This window comes from Spirillospora sp. NPDC047279 (genome assembly GCF_040643285.1).
Taxonomy (GTDB): Bacteria; Actinomycetota; Actinomycetes; order Streptosporangiales; family Streptosporangiaceae; genus Spirillospora.
In genome coordinates this window covers 17,617-37,222 of sequence record NZ_JBEYUA010000004.1, presented here as the reverse complement: position 1 = coordinate 37,222, position 19,606 = coordinate 17,617, and the positions used below count along the sequence as shown (strand labels likewise).

16 protein-coding genes are annotated in these 19,606 nt (G+C 73.0%); 5 read left to right on the top strand and 11 right to left on the bottom strand.

What is annotated here, in order from left to right:
• Window positions 1–85: 85 nt before the first annotated feature.
• From ligA to mnmA, 4 genes are all read right to left on the bottom strand, one after another.
• Complete coding sequence (gene ligA, locus ABZ810_RS10490; protein ID WP_358401782.1) at window positions 86–2,260, bottom strand: NAD-dependent DNA ligase LigA; 2,175 nt, start codon at window positions 2,258–2,260, stop codon at window positions 86–88.
• Between the two features lie 117 nt (window positions 2,261–2,377).
• Window positions 2,378–3,376 (bottom strand): methionine synthase, encoded by a 999-nt coding sequence (locus ABZ810_RS10485; protein WP_358401780.1) that lies wholly within the window; start codon window positions 3,374–3,376, stop codon window positions 2,378–2,380.
• Window positions 3,377–3,397: 21 nt separating this feature from the next.
• Window positions 3,398–4,216 carry an LLM class F420-dependent oxidoreductase gene (locus ABZ810_RS10480; protein WP_358401778.1) on the bottom strand — a complete coding sequence of 273 codons (819 nt, stop codon included), beginning with the start codon at window positions 4,214–4,216 and terminating at the stop codon, window positions 3,398–3,400.
• Between the two features lie 198 nt (window positions 4,217–4,414).
• Window positions 4,415–5,494, bottom strand: coding sequence for a tRNA 2-thiouridine(34) synthase MnmA (gene mnmA / locus ABZ810_RS10475; protein WP_358401776.1), 1,080 nt, complete (start codon window positions 5,492–5,494; stop codon window positions 4,415–4,417).
• Between the two features lie 66 nt (window positions 5,495–5,560).
• Between mnmA and ABZ810_RS10470 the strand changes: the two genes are divergently transcribed.
• A complete protein-coding gene (locus ABZ810_RS10470) occupies window positions 5,561–6,595 on the top strand; it encodes a DUF695 domain-containing protein (RefSeq protein WP_358401774.1) in 1,035 nt (344 codons plus the stop codon).
• On the opposite strand, the gene ABZ810_RS10465 is transcribed toward ABZ810_RS10470, so the two are convergent.
• Complete coding sequence (locus ABZ810_RS10465; protein WP_358401772.1) at window positions 6,592–7,440, bottom strand: DUF1206 domain-containing protein; 849 nt, start codon at window positions 7,438–7,440, stop codon at window positions 6,592–6,594. The two genes, ABZ810_RS10470 and ABZ810_RS10465, sit on opposite strands and share 4 nt — an antisense overlap.
• Window positions 7,441–7,643: 203 nt before the next feature.
• The gene (locus ABZ810_RS10460) at window positions 7,644–8,807 is read right to left on the bottom strand and encodes a cysteine desulfurase family protein (protein WP_358402845.1); all 1,164 of its coding nucleotides are present in this window, start codon (window positions 8,805–8,807) and stop codon (window positions 7,644–7,646) included.
• A 158-nt stretch (window positions 8,808–8,965) separates the two neighbouring features.
• Here ABZ810_RS10460 and ABZ810_RS10455 point away from each other — a divergent pair, with 158 nt between their 5' ends.
• The 4 genes from ABZ810_RS10455 to ABZ810_RS10440 all read left to right on the top strand — a co-directional run bounded on the left by ABZ810_RS10455 (window position 8,966) and on the right by ABZ810_RS10440 (window position 14,833).
• The gene (locus ABZ810_RS10455; RefSeq protein ID WP_358401770.1) at window positions 8,966–9,490 is read left to right on the top strand and encodes a TetR/AcrR family transcriptional regulator; all 525 of its coding nucleotides are present in this window, start codon (window positions 8,966–8,968) and stop codon (window positions 9,488–9,490) included.
• Between the two features lie 259 nt (window positions 9,491–9,749).
• Entirely contained in the window at window positions 9,750–10,982 is a 1,233-nt protein-coding gene (locus ABZ810_RS10450; RefSeq protein WP_358401768.1) for an MFS transporter, read from the top strand.
• Between the two features lie 57 nt (window positions 10,983–11,039).
• Window positions 11,040–12,944, top strand: coding sequence for a serine/threonine-protein kinase (locus ABZ810_RS10445; protein WP_358401766.1), 1,905 nt, complete (start codon window positions 11,040–11,042; stop codon window positions 12,942–12,944).
• An 89-nt stretch (window positions 12,945–13,033) separates the two neighbouring features.
• A complete protein-coding gene (locus ABZ810_RS10440; RefSeq protein ID WP_358401764.1) occupies window positions 13,034–14,833 on the top strand; it encodes a serine/threonine-protein kinase in 1,800 nt (599 codons plus the stop codon).
• Here the strand turns inward: ABZ810_RS10440 and ABZ810_RS10435 are convergent.
• The 5 genes from ABZ810_RS10435 to ABZ810_RS10415 all read right to left on the bottom strand — a co-directional run bounded on the left by ABZ810_RS10435 (window position 14,830) and on the right by ABZ810_RS10415 (window position 19,593).
• Window positions 14,830–15,363 (bottom strand): dihydrofolate reductase family protein, encoded by a 534-nt coding sequence (locus ABZ810_RS10435; RefSeq protein ID WP_358401762.1) that lies wholly within the window; start codon window positions 15,361–15,363, stop codon window positions 14,830–14,832. The two genes, ABZ810_RS10440 and ABZ810_RS10435, sit on opposite strands and share 4 nt — an antisense overlap.
• Window positions 15,364–15,413: 50 nt before the next feature.
• Window positions 15,414–15,995: a helix-turn-helix domain-containing protein gene (locus ABZ810_RS10430; RefSeq protein WP_358401760.1), complete on the bottom strand. Its 582-nt coding sequence runs from the start codon at window positions 15,993–15,995 to the stop codon at window positions 15,414–15,416.
• A 169-nt stretch (window positions 15,996–16,164) separates the two neighbouring features.
• Complete coding sequence (locus ABZ810_RS10425) at window positions 16,165–17,115, bottom strand: electron transfer flavoprotein subunit alpha/FixB family protein (RefSeq protein WP_358401758.1); 951 nt, start codon at window positions 17,113–17,115, stop codon at window positions 16,165–16,167.
• Between the two features lie 23 nt (window positions 17,116–17,138).
• Entirely contained in the window at window positions 17,139–17,918 is a 780-nt protein-coding gene (locus ABZ810_RS10420) for an electron transfer flavoprotein subunit beta/FixA family protein (protein WP_358401756.1), read from the bottom strand.
• A gap of 208 nt (window positions 17,919–18,126) precedes the next feature.
• Entirely contained in the window at window positions 18,127–19,593 is a 1,467-nt protein-coding gene (locus ABZ810_RS10415) for a protein kinase (RefSeq protein ID WP_358401754.1), read from the bottom strand.
• Window positions 19,594–19,606 lie beyond the last annotated feature (13 nt).

Genomic DNA, 19,606 nt, shown 5'->3' with positions numbered 1-19,606 from the left:
TCCGCACCCTAACGCCACCAGTGGGTAGTGGAACAGTACCGTTGAGTAACTACTCCCTGGTAGCCCCCTGTACCGCCACACCGCGTCATTCGTCCGTGCTCAGGGTTACGCCTTTGGCCGCATCTGGCCCATCCGACAACAGAACGTGGAACCCCTCCTCATCCAGGACCGGAACGCCCAACTTGACTGCCTTGTCGTATTTGGACCCCGGACTGTCGCCGACGACCACGAAGCCCGTCTTCTTGGAGACCGATCCGGTGACCTTGCCACCGAGGCTCTGGATCGCCTCGATCGCCGAGTCGCGGCTGAAGTCGTCCAGCGACCCGGTGACCACCACCGTCACCCCTTCGAGGGGCCTGGGCCCCTCGTCGGCGCCCTCGTCCTCCATGCGCACGCCCGCGGCACGCCACTTCTCGATGATCTCGCGATGCCAGTCGACCTCGTACCACGCCTTGATCGAGGCCGCGACGGCCGGGCCGACGCCGTCGACGGCGTGCAGCTCCTCCTCCGTCGCGCCGAAGACGCGGTCGAGCGACCGCATCTCGCGGGCGAGGTCCTGCGCGGCGCGCGGGCCGACGTGCCGGATCGAGAGCGCCACCAGCACCCGCCACAGCGGCTGCTCCTTGGCCTTCTCCAGCTCCTCGAAGAGCATCTCGACCGGCTTCTTGGCCTCGCCCTCCTCGTTGGCGAAGAACGTGACGACCTTCTCCTCGCCCGTCTTGGGGTCGATCTTGGGCAGGCCGGTGCGCATCTCGCGGACGACCGTGCGGATCGGCAGGAGCTGGTCGACCGTCAGGTGGAACAGGTCGCCCTCGTTCCTGACCGGCGGGTCGCTCGGCTCCAGCGGCTGGGTCAGCGCGGTCGCGCCCACGTAGCCGAGCCCGTCGATGTCGAGCGCGTTGCGGCCGGCGAGGAAGAAGAGCCGCTCCCGCAGCTGCGCCGGGCAGAACTGCGCGTTGGGGCACCGGATGTCGGCGTCGCCCTCCTTCTCGTACGCCAGCTCGGTGTCGCACTCGGGGCAGCGCGACGGCATCTGGAACTCGCGCTCGGACCCGTCGCGCAGGCCCGTCACGGGCGCCACGATCTCGGGGATCACGTCGCCCGCCTTGCGCAGCACCACGGTGTCGCCGATGAGCACGCCCTTGCGCTTGACCTCGTTGGCGTTGTGCAGCGTGGCGTAGGCCACGGTGGACCCGGCGACCTTGATCGGCTCCATCACGCCGTACGGCGTGACGCGCCCGGTGCGGCCGACCCCGACCTTGATCTCCAGGAGCTTGGTGTTGACCTCTTCGGGCGGGTACTTCCAGGCGATCGCCCAGCGCGGCGCCCGCGAGGTCGACCCCAGCCGCCGCTGCAGCGCGAACTGGTCGACCTTGACCACGACGCCGTCGATCTCGTACGCGGGCTCGTGCCGGTGCTCGCCGTAGTGGGCGATGTAGTCGCGGACGGCGTCGAGCCCGTCGACGACCTTGTAGCGGTCGCTGACCGGCAGCCCCCACCCGCGCATCATCTCGTACGCCTCGGACTGGCTCTCGGGCCGCCTGCCGTCGCCGCCCTCCCACGCCCCGAAGCCGTGCACGAGCATGCTGAGCGGACGTTTGGCGGAGATCCGCGGGTCCTTCTGCCGCAACGAGCCGGCCGCCGCGTTGCGCGGATTGGCGAACGGCTCCTTGCCCTCCTCGGCCTGCGCGGCGTTGACCTGCTCGAAGCCCTCCACCGGCAGGAACACCTCGCCGCGGACCTCCAGCGTGTCGGGCCAGCCCGAACCCGCCAGCCGCCCGGGGATCGCGGCGATCGTCCGGATGTTGTTGGTGACGTCCTCGCCCGTGCGGCCGTCGCCGCGGGTGATGCCGCGGACCAGCCGGCCCTTCTCGTAGACCAGCGCGATCGCCAGGCCGTCGATCTTGAGCTCGCACAGGTAGCCGGCGACCTCGCCGACCTCGCGCACGACCCGCTCGTCCCAGGCGAGCAGCTCGTCGGCGTCCATCGCGTTGTCGAGGCTCTGCATGCGCTCGAGGTGCGCGACGGTGGCGAAGTCGGTGACGATCGGCGCGCCGACCCGCTGCGTCGGCGAGTCGGGGGTGACGAGCTCGGGGTGGTCGGACTCCAGGGCCTGGAGCTCGCGCAGCCTCTGGTCGTACTCGGCGTCGGTCCACGTGGGGTTGTCGAGCACGTAGTACCGGTAGTTGGCCTCGTCGAGCTCCTGGCTCAGCTCCGCATGCCGCTTGGCCGCCTCGGTCGGAACGCCGTCAATGCTCATGCCCCCCATTCTGGCGTGCGGGACCGACAATCCAACCCGCACGGCACGCACGTTCTGACCAGCGCGGAGCTCCCCGCCGGACGATCCGGCGGGTATGGGCCGGACCGCCCCGAACGATCAGGACTCGGGGGCCTCGTACAGGGTTCGGGCGGTCTCGCGGCACCGTTCGAGGGCGGACCGCACGTACCGGGGCGACGCGCCCGCCAGCCCGCACGCCGGGGTGATCACGACCTGCTCGGCCAGCCGCCTCTCCGGGAACCCGAAGCGCCGCCACAACTCGCGCACGGGCGCGGCGGTCGCCTGGAGGCGCGGCAGCACGGTGTCGGTGCCGGGCAGGACGCCCAGGAAGAGCGCCACGCCCGCGTCGATGGTCTCCCCCAGGGCGTCGTCGGCGCGGGGCACCAGGGCCAGATCGACCGAGATCGCCTTGGCCCCGGCGCCGCGCAGCAGCGTGTAGGGGACGTCCCGGGCGCAGCAGTGCACGACCGGGAACGCGCCCGGCGCCTCGATCACCCGCCGGATCATCTCCTCCGCGACCGGCGGCTCGACCGGCCTCAGCCGCGAGAACCCGCTGGCGGACGGGATCTCCCCGGCGAGCGCGGCGGGCAGCGACGGCTCGTCCAGCTGCAGCAGGATCTCCGCACCCGGCAGCCGCCGCCGTACGTCGGCGACGTGCCGGGCGACGCCCTCGGCGAGCGAGGCGGTCAGATCGCGGACCGCGCCCGGGTCCTTGAGCGCGCGGTCGCCCGACCTGAGCTCGATGCCCGCGGCCAGCGTCCACGGCCCGCACACCTGGATCTTGAGCGGCCCGGTGCGCCCCTCGGCCACCTCTTCGAGCAGGTCGAGGTCGCGCACCAGGTGGTCGTGCGACCGGCGGGTGTCGCGGCCGGGCCGGTCGGAGAACCGCCAGCCGGACGGCTCCACGTGGACCGCCAGGTCGACCAGCAGCCCGGCGGTCCGGCCGATCATGTCGGCGCCGGGGCCGCGGGCGGGCAGCTCGGGCAGGTGCGGCAGCCCGGGCAGCTCGCCCAGCACGACACGGATCGTCTCGGCCGCGTCGATCCCGGGGTACGAGCCGACCCCGGTCGCCGTTCCTGGTCCCCACGGAAAGTCCACGTCACGAACCCTAGTGAAAGATCAGATGAGCTCGGCCATCCGGTCCAGCCGCGCGAGCGTCTCGGCCGCGGGCTCGGTCGGCAGGTTGAAGAGGATCTCGTCCGCGCCCGCGTCCCGCAGCTCGGCGACGATCTCCGGCTTGGGGACCACCCCGAACAGGGTGACCGGCACCGCCCGGCCGGCGCGCGAGCGCAGCTCGGCGATCTGGCCCGGCAGCTCGCCGGTGCCCCGGCCGTAGATGGGCATCCAGCCGTCGCCGAACTCGACCACCCGGTCGAACGTCGTCGGGCCCGAGCCGCCGACCAGCACCGGCGGGTGCGGCTCCTGGACCGGCTTGGGGTAGGAGAAGACGGGGTCGAAGTCGACGAACTCGCCGTGGAACTCGGCCTCGTCCTTGGTCCACAGCTCCTTGACGGCCAGGACGCGCTCGCGCAGCAGCCTCATGCGCGTCCTGGGGTCGGTGCCGTGGTTGCGCATCTCCTCGCGGTTCCAGCCCGCGCCCACGCCGAAGACGGCCCGTCCGTTCGACACCCGGTCGAGGGAGGCGACCTCCTTGGCGAGGTGGATCGGGTCGCGCTGGATCACCAGGGCGATGCCGGTGCCGACGCGCAGCCGTTCGGTCACCGTGGCGGCGGCGGTCAGCGCCACGAACGGGTCGAGCGTCCGGTAGTAGTGGCGCGGCAGGTCGGCGCCGCCGGGCCAGGGGGTCTCCCGCTTGACCGGGATGTGCGTGTGCTCGGCGAGGAAGAGCGAGGCGAACCCGCGTTCCTCCAGGGCACGGCCGAGCTCCGCGGGCGCGATCCCGTCATCGGTCACGAACGTCGAGACACCGAATTCCACCAGTCCTCCTCAGCGCGGGTCGTGCAGGCACCAGTACCTGCGCGCGAACCGGCCGCATTATTCCCGGCGCCGCGATCGGCGTACGGCGCCGGTGCGGACGACGTGCGGGCCGGTGTGCGGGTCTGTGTGCGGGCCGGTGTGCGCGCCGGTGTGCGGGCCGGTGTGCGCGCCGGTGTGCGGGCCGGCGCGGATCGGCGGTCAGGCGGGGACGCGGGCGGTGTCGGCGATGGTGGCGGAGCCGAGCACGCGGTCGCCCTCGTACAGGACGGCGGCCTGGCCGGACGCGACGCCGCGCGCGGGGCGGGCGAGGCGGACGACGACCCGGTCTCCGGCGGCCTCGGCGACGCAGTCGTACACCTCGCCGTGCGCGCGCAGCTGGACCTGGCAGCCGAACGGGCCGGACGGCACCTCGCCGAGCCACACCGGGCGCCCGGCCGTGATCTCCGTCACGTCGAGGGCCTCGCGCGGGCCGACGGTGACGGTGTTGGTGACCGGCGAGATGTCGAGCACGTAGCGCGGCTTGCCGTCCGGCGCGGGGGTGCCGAGGCGCAGACCCTTGCGCTGGCCGATCGTGTAGCCGTACGAGCCCTCGTGCTCGCCCACGGTGGTGCCGTCCTGGTCGACGATCGGGCCGGGCGCGCTGCCGAGCCGTTCGGCCAGGAACGCCTTGGTGTCGCCGTCGGCGATGAAGCAGATGTCGTGGCTGTCGGGCTTCTCGGCCACCTGGAGGCCGCGGCGGGCCGCCTCGGCGCGGATGTCGGCCTTGGTGGTGTCGCCCAGCGGGAAGAGCGCGTGCGCGAGCTGCTCGGGCGTGCAGACCGCCAGCACGTACGACTGGTCCTTGCCCTCGTCCACCCCGCGCCGCAGCACGCCGTCCTGGGACAGGCGGGCGTAGTGGCCGGTGCAGACGGCGTCGAAGCCGAGCGCCATCGCCTTGTCGAGCAGCGCCTCGAACTTGATCTTCTCGTTGCAGCGCAGGCACGGGTTGGGCGTGCGGCCGGCCGCGTACTCGGACACGAAGTCCTCGACAACGTCGTGGTGGAAACGTTCGGCCAGGTCCCAGACGTAGAACGGGATGCCGATCACGTCGGCCGCCCGGCGGGCGTCCCGGGAGTCCTCCAGCGTGCAGCAGCCGCGGGCGCCGGTGCGGTAGGACTGCGGGTTGCTGGAGAGGGCCATGTGCACGCCGGTGACGTCGTGGCCCGCCTCGACGGCGCGGGCCGCGGCGACGGCGGAGTCGACGCCGCCGGACATGGCGGCCAGTACGCGGAGAGTCATAACCCTTCCAGGGTAAGCAGGCGGCGGGGGCGGAGCGACATCGATTCCGCGTACGATGAGCCCGCCATGGGAATCTTTCGCCGTCCCCGGGACGTCTCCTCCGCGACCCCGCTGCCCGCGATCATCGACTTCTGGGAGTGGTGGGCGCGGACCCGCCCCTCGATCGAGGCCTCCCTCGGAGAGGGCCTGTCGACCGACCAGGTGGAGGAGCTCTCCCGCCGCGTCCACAAGATCCACCCCGAGCTGCAGTGGGAGATCGGCGGCTCGGAGGAGGACGGCCCGACCCTGACCGTGAGCAGCGGCGGCGACCCCGAGCTGCGCGGCCTGTCGGAGCGCTGGTTCCGCGCCGCGCCCGCGGGCGGCGGCTGGAAGTTCCACCCGGCGCGGCAGGCCGACCACGAGATGCTCGCCCAGCAGCTCCTGCTGGGCGACCACGAGTTCGACCTGGAGTACGTGCGGTTCGGCATGCGCGCCGACCAGCTGCGCGGCCGGGTCGACATCACCGCCTACCACCCCGACTTCCTGTTCGTGGCCGAGGAGCAGCAGGTCCAGGTGGCCCTGCACGTCCTCGACTGGGCACTCGGCGAGGACGACGTGGCCCGCTGGATCGGCGAGGTGCGCATCGCGACCGACGCGCCGATGGACGCGCTGCCGCCGACGATGTTGCCGGTCGTGGTCGAGCAGGTCACCGAGGACTTCCGCGAGGCGGCCTGGCTGTCGGGCGAGGGCCGGACGCCGCGCGGGCACCCCTCCCAGCTGCGCGCCAGGTTCCCGCTGCACCGGCAGGACTACCCGCTGTGCGACCAGCACGTGGCGATCTCGGTGCCCTACTCCCACAGCAACCCGGATCGGCTGCCGGTCGACCCCTCGGCGGGGGCGCTGCGCAAGTTCGAGAAGAAGCTGGCGGGCCTGGGCGACCGGGCCGTGCTGGCCGTCCGCGAGACCGGCGACGGGCTGCGGGTCTACCACCTGTACGCCGATCCCGACTCGGGTGTGATCGCCGAGCTCGACCAGCTCGCCGCGGCCTGGTCGGAGGGCAAGGCCAAGGTGGCCTCGACCCCCGACCCCGGCTGGCGCAGCCTCGGCCCGTTCCAGCCCTAGGAGCGCACGGCCTCGACCTTGCGCCAGCGGGCCTCGGCGAACGAGAAGATCCCGTAGACGACCAGCCCGGCGGCGACGGCGACGAGCAGCCACGGCCCGGCCGGGGTGCCCGCCAGCTCGCGGAGCGTGCCGTCCAGGCCCTTGGCCTTGTCGGGGTCGAACGTGATCGCGGCGTACGCCAGGAAGGCGCCGATGCCCGCCAGCACGATGGCCCACGCGCTCTGCCCGACCACGCCGAGCAGTTCGACGACCTTCTGCACCCGGGCGCTCATCTCGTGCGTCTTGAGCTCCTTGCGGAACTTGCGCCGCAGGGCCCGCACCAGCTTGTAACCGCCGTAGCCGACCGCCCCGACGCCGATGGCGAGCACCAGCCAGCGTCCGCCGGGCTCGCTCATGGCCTTCGCGGTGAAGGTCTTGGACTGCTGGTCGCTGGAGCTGGACTTGTGGGTGAGCGCGTACGACAGCGCCCCGACGAAGGTGAACGTGTAGGCCACGCCCCAGGCGAACGAGACCGCCCGCTTGTGGGCCTTGTCGCCGTCCGGGACGGGACGCCCGAAGCGCGCCTCCGAGAAGCGCCACAACGCCAGCCCGGCCAGTCCGACGACCATCACCCACAGGATGACGGTGCCGCCCGGCTTGCTCGCCACCTCCTGGAGCGCGCCGCCCTTGTCGGCCTCCTTGCCGCCGCTGTCGCCCAGGCCGACCTGGATGGCGATCCAGCCGACCAGCAGGTACAGCACGCCGCGCGCGGCCAGCCCGAGCCGGGAGAGCCGGTGGAACCACGGGTGTCCCGCCGCCTTGCGGTCCGCTCCGCGCGCCCCGCGTCCCATCACGTTCGACGTCATCGCCTTCTCCTCATTCAGTGAACGGACATGCAGTCCCCTCAGCCGAAGAGGTCAAACACCGGCAAAGTTCATCCGTCGATCTGATGTTCGAGCGCCGGGAGCCGGATCGTGAAGACCGAGCCCTCCCGAGCTCAAGGCGCGCGGGCTGCTGGACGGCAGCCGCCCCTTCTTCAGGTGAGGCCCGCCTCCGGTGAAACCGGCCCTCAGGTGAGGCCGGCGCGGCGGGCACGTTCGACGGCGGGGCCGATCGCCTCGGCGAGCGCGGTGACGTCGCCGTCGGACGAGGTGTGGCCGAGCGTGAACCGCAGCGAGCCCCGGGCGCGTTCGGGATCGGCGCCCATGGCCAGCAGCACGTGGCTCGGCTGGGACACCCCGGCCGAGCACGCCGAGCCGGTCGAGCACGCGATGCCGCGCGCGTCGAGCAGCATGAGCAGGGCGTCGCCCTCGCACCCGGGGAACGAGAAGTGCGCGTTGCCCGGGAGCCGGTCGGCGGGGTCGCCGTTGAGCACCGCGTCGGGCACGGCCGCGCGGACGGCGTGGATCAGCCGGTCGCGCAGCTCGGCCAGCCGCCGGGCGTGCTCGTCCCGGTGATCGGCGGAGGCCCGCACCGCGGCGGCGAGGCCGGCGATCGCGGGGGTGTCGAGCGTTCCGGACCGGACGTCGCGCTCCTGGCCGCCGCCGTGCAGCACCGGCACCGGGTCGGTGCCCTTGGCCAGCAGCAGGGCGCCGACCCCGAGCGGGCCGCCGAGCTTGTGGCCGCTGATCGTGAGCGCCTGCGCGCCGGCATCGGCGAAGCCGACCGGGAGCTGCGCGGCGGCCTGGACGGCGTCGGTGTGGAACGGGATGCCGTGCTCGCGCGCGACCGCGGCGAGCTCGGCGACGGGCTGCACCGTGCCGACCTCGTTGTTGGCCCACATCACCGTGACCAGCGCGACGTCGTCCGGGGCGGTGGCGAGCGCGGCGCGCAGCGTCTCCGGCCGGATCCGGCCGGACTCGTCGCACGGCAGCCACTCGACCTTGGCGCCCTCGTGGTCGGCGAGCCACTGCACCGCGTCGAGGACGGCGTGGTGCTCGATGGCCGAGGCCAGCACCCGGGTACGGGCGGGGTCGGCGGCCCGCCGGGCCCAGAAGAGGCCCTTGACCGCGAGGTTGTCGGCCTCGGTGCCGCCGGAGGTGAAGATCACCTCGCTGGGCCGGGCGTCGAAGGCCGCGGCGATGATCTCCCGCGACTCCTCCACCACCCGCCGGGCGCGGCGCCCGGCGGCGTGCAGCGAGGACGGGTTGCCGAGCTCGCCGAGCTCGGCGGTCATCGCGGCGATGGCCTCGGGGCGCATGGGGGTCGTCGCCGCATGGTCGAGGTAGGTCACCACGCGGTCAACACTATCCGCGCGGGCCGGATTCCCCGTCGGCGCGGGGCACGTTCGCGCCGTCCCGGAGAGCCGTCCCAGGTGTCTCGTACATCACGTCCGCCGACCCCCGTCGCGGGTTGCCGACTGTACCGTCCGGTCGGTACAGTTAAAAAGTCATGAAAAAAGATGCCCTCCTCGACGCCGCGGAGACCGTGCTCAGCGAGCACGGCACGCAGGCGCTCACGCTCGCCGCGGTCGCGGACCGCGCCGGCGTGAGCAAGGGCGGGCTGCTCTACCACTTCCCCACCAAGGAAGCCCTGGTCAAGGCGCTGGTGACCCGGGTCATCGAGGAGTTCGACGACCTGATCGCCGAGCACGACGACGGCTCGCCCGGCTCGTACACGCGGGCCTACGTCGAGGCGACGTTCACGGTGTTCACCGAGGGCGACCGGACCCACCGACGATGGTCGGCGATCACGGCCGCGGCCACCGATCCCGAGCTCGCCGAGCCGCTGAACGAGGCGATGGCGCGCTGGCACGGCCGGGGGCGCGGTGAGGATCCCGACCCGGTCACCGCGAGCGTCGTCCGGCTCGCCGCCGAGGGCCTCTGGGAAGTGATGAGCCACGCCCCCGAGGTGTACGGGGACGCCGAGCTCGCGGCGCTGAGACAGCGGCTGCTGGCCCTGCTCGACGCGGGTTGACCCGAGGGACCGGGCTTCGAAGCCGGGCCCCGCGCCCGCGGAGCCGGGCGGCGTGCGCCCTCCGGTCCCGTTCACGACCCACCGGTGCATGACGCACTGAACTTCATGACGCACTGAACTTCATGACGCACTGACGACCCCCGATCCGACCCTGCCCTGCGCCCGGCCGGCTCCTGACGGCCCTCCCCGCGTTCGGCGACATCCCGTGTGCGCGGCCGCGCCCTGAGCGCGCCCCACCGAGACTCGAAAGAGGTGAACCATGCTGTTCCGCGCTCGCCTTGGAACGTTCCTGACCTTTGCGCTGGCAGGTCTGCTCTGCGGCGTGTGGGTGGCCCGCATGCCCGCTCTGGCAGCCAAGTTCGGCACCAGCGAGAGCGAGATCGGCATCGTGGTCCTCATCTGGGGTGTCGGCGCCATCGTGGCCATGCAGGGCCTGCGCGCCGTCATCGCGAAAGCGGGCAGCCGCCAGACCCTGCGGGTCGCCCTGCCGCTGACCGCGGCCTCCTACGTGTTCGTGGCGCTCGCGCCCTCGTACGGGACGCTGCTCATCGCCGTCGCCCTGTTCGGCATGACGTTCGGCATCACCGACATCGCGATGAACGCGCAGGGCACCGTGGTGGAGCGGGCGTACCGCCGGCCGATCATGAGCGGCATGCACGCCGGATGGTGCGTCGGCGCCATGAGCGGCGGGCTCTTCGGCGTCGCCACGGCCGCCGCCGGGCTCGGCTTCACCGCGACCGTGCTGGTCGCCGCGATCCTGACGTTCCCGCTCGCCCTGGCGCTCGGCCGCACCTACCTGGCCGACCCCGTGGCCCCGGTGCGTTCCGCCGACGGCCGCCGCGCCCGGATGCCGCTCGCCGTCTACCTGATCGGCGTGCTCGCGTTCATCGCGTTCATGGCCGAGGGGTCGATCGCCGACTGGAGCGGGCTGCTCCTGCACGACGAGCTCGGCTCCACCCAGGCCGTCGCGGCGCTCGGCTACCCGATGTTCGAGCTGGCCATGCTGATCGGACGCCTCGGCGGCGACCGGCTCCGTACCCGCCTGGGAACCCGCCGCCTGCTGTCGGCCGCGGGGATCGGCACCGCGCTGGGCATGACGATCGTGGTGTTCGCGCCGTCGGCGCCGGTCGCGATCGCCGGGTTCTTCGTCACCGGCCTGGTGGTCTGCACGGTCGTCCCGACGACGATCTCGCTGGCGGGCACCGCAGCGCCCGGGCAGCCGGCCGCCGCGGTCGCCCAGGTCGGCGCGATGGGCTACGGCGGACTGCTGCTCGGCCCGGTCGTGGTCGGCTTCCTGGCGGAGTCCACCTCGCTGCGCGTCGGCGTCGGCATCGTGGTCGTGCTCGCCCTGATGATCGCGTTCGGTGCGCGGTTCGTGCCGCTCGGCCCGGGCGACGCCGCCTCGCGCCACGCGGCCGACCCGCTCGACGCCGCCGGCGAGACCGCCGCGGTCCCGGTGGCCGAGGAGGCCCCCGCACCCGTCGCCGCCTGATCACTCCTTCGCCGCATGAGCGCGGGCGGGAGCTTTCGATCCGGTATAACCCCTTTGGTGATCTCTGAGCGAGGGGGCGGCGGGATGACGGCGTGGCGGGTACCGGGGTACAGCGAGGTGCGGCTGCTCGGCGAGGGCGCGCAGGGACGGGTGGTGCTCGCGCGGCACGACGCCTCCGGCGCGCCCGCCGCCATCAAGTACCTGTCCGAACGGCTCTGCGAGGACGCGCGCTTCCGGGAACGTTTTCGCGGGGAGGCCGACCTGCTGCGCCGCGTCCGCACCCCCTACATCGCGCAGATGTGGGGGCTGGTCGAGGTTCCGCAGGGCGCGGCCATCGTCATGGAGGCCGTCGACGGCGCCTCGCTCAAGGAGGTCCTCGCCCGGCAGGGGGCGCTGACGCCCGAGGCGTCGCTCGCCGTGCTCAAGGGCTCGCTGCTGGGGCTGGCGGCCGCGCATGACATCGGCGTGGTGCACCGCGACTACAAGCCGGCGAACGTGATCGTCCGGGGCGACGGGCTCAGCAAGCTGATCGACTTCGGGATCGCGGTGGACGCGGGCGAGACCGGACGCTCCGGAACGCCCGTCTACATGGCGCCCGAGCAGTGGCGGGACGAACCCGCCTCCCCCGCCACCGACGTCTACGCCGCGGCGTGCGTCTTCTTCGAGTGCGTCACCGGGCGCCGTCCGTTCGCCGCCGACGGCCAGGCGGGCCTCATGAACCTGCACCTCACCGGTGAGATCCCGGTCGCGGAGGTGCCCGAGCCGCTGCGCCCGCTGATGGCGCGCGGCCTGGCCAAGGACCCGTGGGGACGCCCGGAGGGCGCCGCCGCGTTCGTCACCGAGCTGGAGGGCGCCGCGTCCGCCGCGTACGGGCCCGACTGGGAAGGACGCGGTGTCCGCGCTCTCGCCGGAGCCGCCGCCGCGCTCGCCATGATCTTCCCGCTCGTCGCCGCGGGCATAGCGCCCGCCGGCGCCGCCGGAGCGGGCGCGGCCGGAGCCGCAGGCGCAGGTGGCGCGGGCGCGGCCGGAGCAGGCGGTGCGGGAGCGGCTGGGGCGGGCGGCGCGGGCGCGGCAGGGACGGCGGGAACGGCGGGCGGTGCGGGGACGGGCGCGGCGGGCGCGGCCACCGCCGCGGGCGGCAAGGGCGTCCTGGGAGTAGTCGGGGTCAAGGGCGCGAGCGCCATCGCGGGCGCGCTCGTCGTCACCGGCGTCGCGGGCGGGGCCGGGTACTACGTCGCGACCGGCGACGAGAAGCCACCGCCGCCACCACCGCTGAGCTTCGCGCTCGCGGCCCACCAGGCGACCGTCGGGTCTCCGGCGCTGACGGGCACCGGCCAGATCGTCCAGGTGAAGGGCGGCGCGGACCCGGCCCTCACCAAGCGCATCAACGACGCTCTCCTCGCCCCGGTGAGCACCCGCGAGACCGAGTACAGCCGGGCCCTGAAGTCGTTCAACGCGTCTCCGGCGTCCGCCACGATCAAGCCGGCGATCAGGATGCGCGGCCCGCGCTACCTCTCCGTCCGGTACGACATCGTGCTGCGGTCCAGGGAGGTCAGCCACGCCAGCTGGAACCGGTCCCGCACCGTCACCGTGGATCTCAGGACCGGCGCCGTCTTCAAGAACGCGGCCGAGATGATCGCTCCGTCCGCCCTCAGCAAGACCGGCATGGTGAGCATCTCGGGCCTGGTGGCCGGGGCCGACGCGGGCCGGACCTGCCTGTCGCAGATGGGCTACGGCATCCCCGACTTCCAGAAGGAAGCGGTCATCTTCGCGTTGTGGCCGAAGGAGCTCGAGGTGATCGTGGACGCGCCCGGGACCCTGGAGGCCCGCGAGATGGCGTGCGGCCAGACCTCGGTCAAGATCCCCTATGACCGGCTGACGGCGTTCCTGAAGCCCGAGATCCTCGCGGCGATCCCCTACAAGCCGGCCGGGCAGGGCTCCCCCGCACCGACCCGATCCTGACCGGCCGCCGGACCACGTTCGGCCGGGGCGGGGAGTAGCACGTTCCAGGCCGGTATAACCCCTGTGGGCTCTTCTGATGGGGGCGTCGCATGGCCACATGGTCGGTGCCCGGCTACAGCGAGGTGCGGCTGCTCGGCGAGGGCGCGCAGGGACGGGTGGTGCTCGCGCGGCACGACGACTCCGGCGCGCCCGCCGCCATCAAATACCTGTCGGAGAGCCTGCGCGAGGACGCCCGCTTCCGGGAACGTTTTCGCGGGGAGGCCGACCTGCTGCGCCGCCTCCGCACCCCCTACATCGCGCAGATGTGGGGCCTGGTGGAAGCGCCGGAAGGTGCGGCGATCGTCATGGAGGCCGTCGACGGCGTCTCACTCGAGGAGGTCCTCGCCCGGCAGGGGGCGCTGACCGCCGAGGCGTCGCTCACCGTCCTCAAGGGCTCGCTGCTGGGCCTCGCCGCCGCGCACGACGTGAGCGTGGTGCACCGCGACTACAAGCCCGCGAACGTCATCGTCCGCGCGGACGGGTCGAGCAAGCTGATCGACTTCGGCATCGCGGTGGACGCGGGCGAGACCGGACGCTCCGGAACGCCCGCCTACATGGCACCCGAACAATGGCGCGACGAACCCGCCTCTCCCGCCACCGACGTCTACGCCGCGACGTGCGTCTTCTTCGAATGCGTCACCGGACGGCGCCCGTTCACCGCCGGCTCCTGGCCTGAGCTGCGGGACCTCCACCTCGGCGGCGAGATCCCGGCCGGCGAGGCACCGGGTCCGCTGCGCCCGCTGATCACGCGCGGCCTGGCCAAGGACCCGTGGGGACGCCCCGAGGGCGCTACCGCGTTCGTCACCGAACTGGAGACCGCCGCGTCCGCCGCGTACGGACCCGACTGGGAGCAACGCGGTGTCCGCGCCCTCGCCGGGGCCGCCGCCGCGCTCGCCATGCTCTTCCCGCTGGCCGCCGCGGGCATCGCGCCGGCCGGGGGCGGGGCCGCCGGCGCGGGGGGCACGGCGGCCGGAGCGGCGGGGACGGGCGCCGCGACGGGAGGCAAGGGCATCGCGGGCGTCCTCGGGGTCAAGGGCGCGACCGCCATCGCCGGCACGCTCGTCGTCGCGGGGGTCGCGGGCGGCGTCGGCTACGTCGTCACCCGCGGCGACGGCGCCGAATCCCGTCCGGCGCCGCCGCCCACCGCGCCGGCCACCCCCCTGAGCTTCGCCCTCCAGGCACTTCCCGCGACGCCGCGGACGCTGCCCGGGGGCGCGACGTGGCGCGCGCAGGGCCAGGTCGTCACCGTCGCCGGCCACCGGGATCCGGCGATCGGCCGGCGGATCAACCAGGCGCTCCAGGCACCGCTCGACGCCCGCTTCGCCCGTTCCCGCGAGATCCTCGGCAACGTGCCGAACGCCGCGTTCACCACCACGGTCCGGACCACGATCCAGCTCCGCGGCCCCAGGCTGCTGTCGGTGCTCTACGCGACCGACGTGCTGGGCCCGGTGGGGACGGGCTGGAACCAGTCCGTGACGGCGACCGTGGATCTGGAGAACGGCACCGCGTACAGGTCGGCCGATCTCTTCCGGCCGGAGGTCCAGAGGGCGCCGCGGCCGCTCGACCGGCGGGTCCGCGCGCACCTGCCCGGCCGGGCGTACTGCCCCGCGGACACCGTCAACACCGGCTCGATCACGGCGGCGCGCCTTCGCGGCGACGCGGTGGCGGTCTCCCTGACCAGGGCCTCCCTGCACGTGTTCGTGGACACCGTCGCCCTGGGGTACGCGGGCGCCTGCGGTTCGGTCACGGCCAGGATCCCGTACGCCGAGGCGCACGATCTCCTCAGGCCGGAGATCCTCGCGGCCATCCCCTACAAGCCTCCGGCGTCCCCCGCCCCCACACGTTCCTAGCGCTTGATCTCGTAGACGGACTGGACGACGCCGCCGCCCATGTCGGCGGTGGAACGCAGGGTCAGGTCGATGTCGGCGTCGAGCTCGCCGAAGAGGGGCAGGCCGGAGCCGATCAGTACCGGCACGGTCGTGATGGTGAGGTCGGTGACCAGCCCGGCGCGCAGGAACGCCCGCACGACCTGGCCGCCGTCGACGTAGACGTGCTTGAGCCCGCGGGCCTCCAGGTCTCCGGCCAGCTCGTCCAGCGAGCGGTGGACGGTGACGCGCGGGTCGGCGTCGGCGGGCAGGCGGGTGCTGAGCACGGCGATGTGCTTGCCGTCGTACGTCCACGCGTCCTGGCCGAAGGTGAGCACCTTCTCGTAGGTGGCGCGGCCCATGACGACGGTGTCGACGCCGTCGATGAACGCCTGGTAGCCGAGGTCGCCTTCCGCGGCCTCGCCCCGGGCGTTGAGCCAGTCGAGGTCGCCGTCCGCACGCGCGATGAATCCGTCGAGGCTGACACCGATGAAGACATGTCCGTCGAAGCTCATGTGATCGACCGTAGACGATCTGAGCGGATTTGTAAATGAATATTCGTTTACTAACGCCGATAGGGCGCGAGGACGGCCTCGACGTCCGCGCGCAGCACCTCCTCCAGAGGGTCTCCGCCGGTCAGCGACCAGAGGATGAGCGTCCCGTTGTAGGCGACCTGGACGGCGCGGGCGAGCCGGGCGGCGTCCACGTCGCGGGCCAGCTCGCCCGCGACGGCGGCCTCGGTGATCAGCCCGGCGATCTGGCGGTGCATGCGCCGCGCCGCCTCCGCCGCGTACTCCCGGAACTCCGGGTCGGTCAGGTCGAGTTGCAGGAAGCTCAGGTTGCCGGCCATCCGCTCGGGCGTGCGGACGCCCGAGGCCAGCCCCGCCAGCGCCGCGTGGAGCACCGCCAGGGGCGCGTCGTGCGCGCGCCGCGCGTCCTCGAACGCCGGGCCGCCCTCCGCCGCGTGCCTGGCCAGCGCCAGCAGCAGGCCGCGCTTGGAGCCGAACCGCTGGACCAGCGTGGCCGGCGACAACCCCGCCTCCCTGGCCACGATCGCGAGCGTCAGCGCCCCCGTCCCGTGCCGCCCGACCGCCCGCGCGGTGGCCGCGAGGATCTCCTCGTCGCTCGTCGTCCGGGGCCTGGCCACGACGCACCCTCCCAGTTCATGAATAGACGTTCACAAACCTTATCCAAGGCGTTCAGGCTTCGGGAAACGGGCCGCCCCCGAGGCGCGGGAACGGCTGGACGCGATCACGACGAAGCGCCCCGCCGCCGGCCGAGCCGGGGCGGGGCGCCGCGTCGTGGGATCGGAGCGCTTACTTGCGCTTGCCGATCTCCTCGGTGAGCTGCGGGGCGACCTGGAAGAGGTCGCCCACGATGCCGTAGTCGACGAGCTCGAAGATGGGCGCCTCGGCGTCCTTGTTGATCGCGATGATCGTCTTCGAGGTCTGCATGCCGGCCCGGTGCTGGATGGCGCCGGAGATGCCGACCGCGATGTAGAGCTGCGGCGACACCGTCTTGCCGGTCTGGCCGACCTGGAACGAGTGCGGGTACCAGCCGGCGTCGGTCGCGGCGCGGGACGCGCCCACGGCCGCGCCGAGCGAGTCGGCCAGGTCTTCAATGATCTTGAAGTTGTCCGCACCGCCGACACCGCGGCCGCCGGAGACGACGATCGCGGCCTCGGTGAGGTCCGGGCGCTCGCCCTTCTCCTGGACGACCTTCTCGGTGATCTTGGCGGCCTTGTCGGCGTCCGACAGGGTCACCGACACCGCCTCCTCCGCACCGGCCGCGGGGGCGGCCTCGGGCGCGATGGAGTTGGGACGGACGGCCACGATCGGCGTACCGGTCTTGACCTTGGCGTGCGCGATGATGCCGCCACCGAAGATCGAGTGCTCGGCGACGGCGCCGTCGGTCACGTCCACGACGTCCGTCAGGACGCCGGAGCCGATCTTGACCGCCAGCCGGCCGGCGACCTCCTTGCCCTCGGCCGTCGCGGAGACGAGCACCGCGGCCGGGGACTTGTCGCCCACCAGCTGGGCCAGCAGGGCGGCCTTGGGGGCCACCACGTACGAGGTCAGCTCCTCGTCGGCGGCCACGTAGACCTTGGCGGCGCCGTACTCGGCCAGCTTGTCCTTGGCACCCTCGACGCCCGGGCCGACCCATACCGCGGCCGGCTCGCCCAGACGACGGGCCGCGGTCAGCAGCTCGAGCGAGACCTTCTTGACTTCGCCGTCGACGTGGTCGACGAGGACGAGAATCTCAGCCATCGTTCTTTAATCCCCTTCCCCGCTCAGACGAACTTCTTCGACGCGAGGAACTCGGCGATCTTCGCGCCGCCGTCGCCCTCGTCGGTGACGATCTGGCCCTGGGCGCGCGGGGGCGCCTCGGCGAAGTCGACGACCTCGGTCGCCGCGTTCGCCAGGCCCACCTGCGACGCGTCGATGCCGGCGTCCGCGATGCCGATCGTGTCGACCGGCTTCTTCTTGGCCGCCATGATCCCCTTGAACGAGGGGTAACGCGGCTCGTTGATCTTCTCCACCACGCTGACGACCGCGGGCAGACTCGCCTCGACCTTGTCGAAGCCGTAGTCGGTCTGCCGCTGGATCTTGATGGCGGAGCCGTCGATCTCGACCTTGTTGGCCAGCGACAGCTGCGGGACGCCCAGGCGCTCGGCGAGCATCGCGGCGAGCACGCCGGTCCGCGCGTCGGTCGACTCCGAGCCCAGCACGACCAGGTCGAAGCCGGTACGGCCGAGGGCCTGCTGGATCGCGTACGAGGTCTGGAGGGCGTCCGAGCCCGCCAGCGCGTCGTCGATCAGGTGCACGGCCTTGTCGGCGCCCATGGCCAGGGCCTTGCGGATGGAGTCGGTCGCCTTGTCGGGGCCCATGGTGAGGACGGTAACCTCGCCACCCTGGGCCTCCTTGATGCGCAGCGCCTCTTCGATGGCGTACTCATCAAGTTCGTTGATCACACCGTCCGCGGCACCACGGTCGAGCGTGCTGTCATCGGACTTCAGCTTGCGCGGGCTCTCCGTATCGGGAACCTGCTTCACCAGGACGACGATGTTCATGGCCGGTGGCCGACCTCCCTGCTATCAGTTGGCCGCTGGGGCAGCGGACAGAGGGGCGCCGCCCATGGCGGGTCGACGCGGGCTGATGCTCACAGCCTGCCAAACACCCGAACGTGCTTCGGCTCCGGGTCCCTGATTAGCCGTGCCATACCTATATTACCGGGGAGTAACCTGGAGACCAAATCCCAGTCGGTGAGACGTACGGCACTCACCCGAGACGGGTCTGCACCTGGCCGACCGCGCTCTCCAGCGAACTCTGCAGCCCGTACATCGGCGCGAAGCTCGTGGTGAGCGAGATCGCCCCGACCGCCGCCAGGAACGCCGCCGCCCCGAGCAGCACCCCGGCCGCCGCGATCACCCGCGGCGTCCTGGCCACACTACCCAGCAGGCTTTCCATCCCACGCCGCGGCCCGGTCACACCGGGCGCCGCCCACAACGCCGCCACGCCGGCCCCGGCCCCGAGCCCGCAGGCCGCCAGCGGATCGACCTCCACCCCGACCGCCGAGACCGACGCCAGCCCCAACGTCACCGCGGCCCCGACCGCCCCCGCGTAGGGCAGCGAGACGAGCGTCCGCCCGGCCGCCGCCGCCCAGTTGCGCGTCAGGGCCCGCAACACCACGACGGCCGCCACCGACCCCACGATCCCGAGCACCGGCACCATCACCGTCATCCCGGCCGCGATCACCACCACCATCGCCGTGAGCAGCCGAGCCCAGGACTCGGCCACCCCGAACCCCGCGGCCACCCGAGCCACCCCAGGCCCACCGATCCCCCCAGCCGAAGCGACCGACGTGGCCGAGCCGGCCGGAGTGGCCGAGCCGCCGGCCGGGCCGGCCGCCGCATCGGCCGAAGCCGCCGCCACGTCGGGCGAGGCGACCGAGACACTGGCCGGAGTTGCCGTCGCATCGGCTGAAACGACCGCCGCGTCTCCCGGGGCGACCACCACGTCGAGCGGGAGGGCCGCTGCACCGGACGGCGTGGCCGTCGTGTCGGACGGGGTAACTGTTGCGTTGGGCGGGGTGGCGGGCGGGTGGGGGGTGCTGGTTCGGGTCAGGGGTGTTGGTTCGGTGGTGCGGGGGGTCGGGATCAGGGGGGTGAGGGCTTCTACCAGGGCTTGGGCGGTGAGGCCCGTGTCGGCGGAGGCTTTTGCCAGGAGGGGGTGGAGGGACTCGGGGGGCTCACCCCCGGCGGCGTGGGTGACGACGGCGGACCAGGCCCGGATGTCGGCGGACGGCGGGACGAGGGCCTCGAGGGCGAAGTCGACGATGACCGGCGAGCCGTCCACGACGAGGACGTCCCGCGGGCGGAGGGCGCGGTGGGCCAGGTCGCGTTCGTGGATGGCGGCGAGGGCCTTGGCCAGGTCGAGGGCCAGGCGGTGGAGGGCGCGGCCGGTCAGCGGGCCCTCGGCGGCGATGACGTCCGGCAGCGGGCGGCCCGGGACGAAACGGGTGACGACGTACGGGGGGTCGGCGTCGGGCTCCCCGTCCAGGACGTCGACCACGTACGGGCTGCGGACGGCGCACATCCGCGGCAGGTCCAGGCGGAGGCGTTCGCGGGCCTCCGCGGGCAGCAGGCGGATCGCGACGTCACGGCCGGCCGGGCTGGTCGCGCGGTGGGCGTCACCGCCGCCCAGGCGGGACAGCAGCCGGTACTGGCCGATCGTTTCCTTGCTCATCGGTTGGCCACCC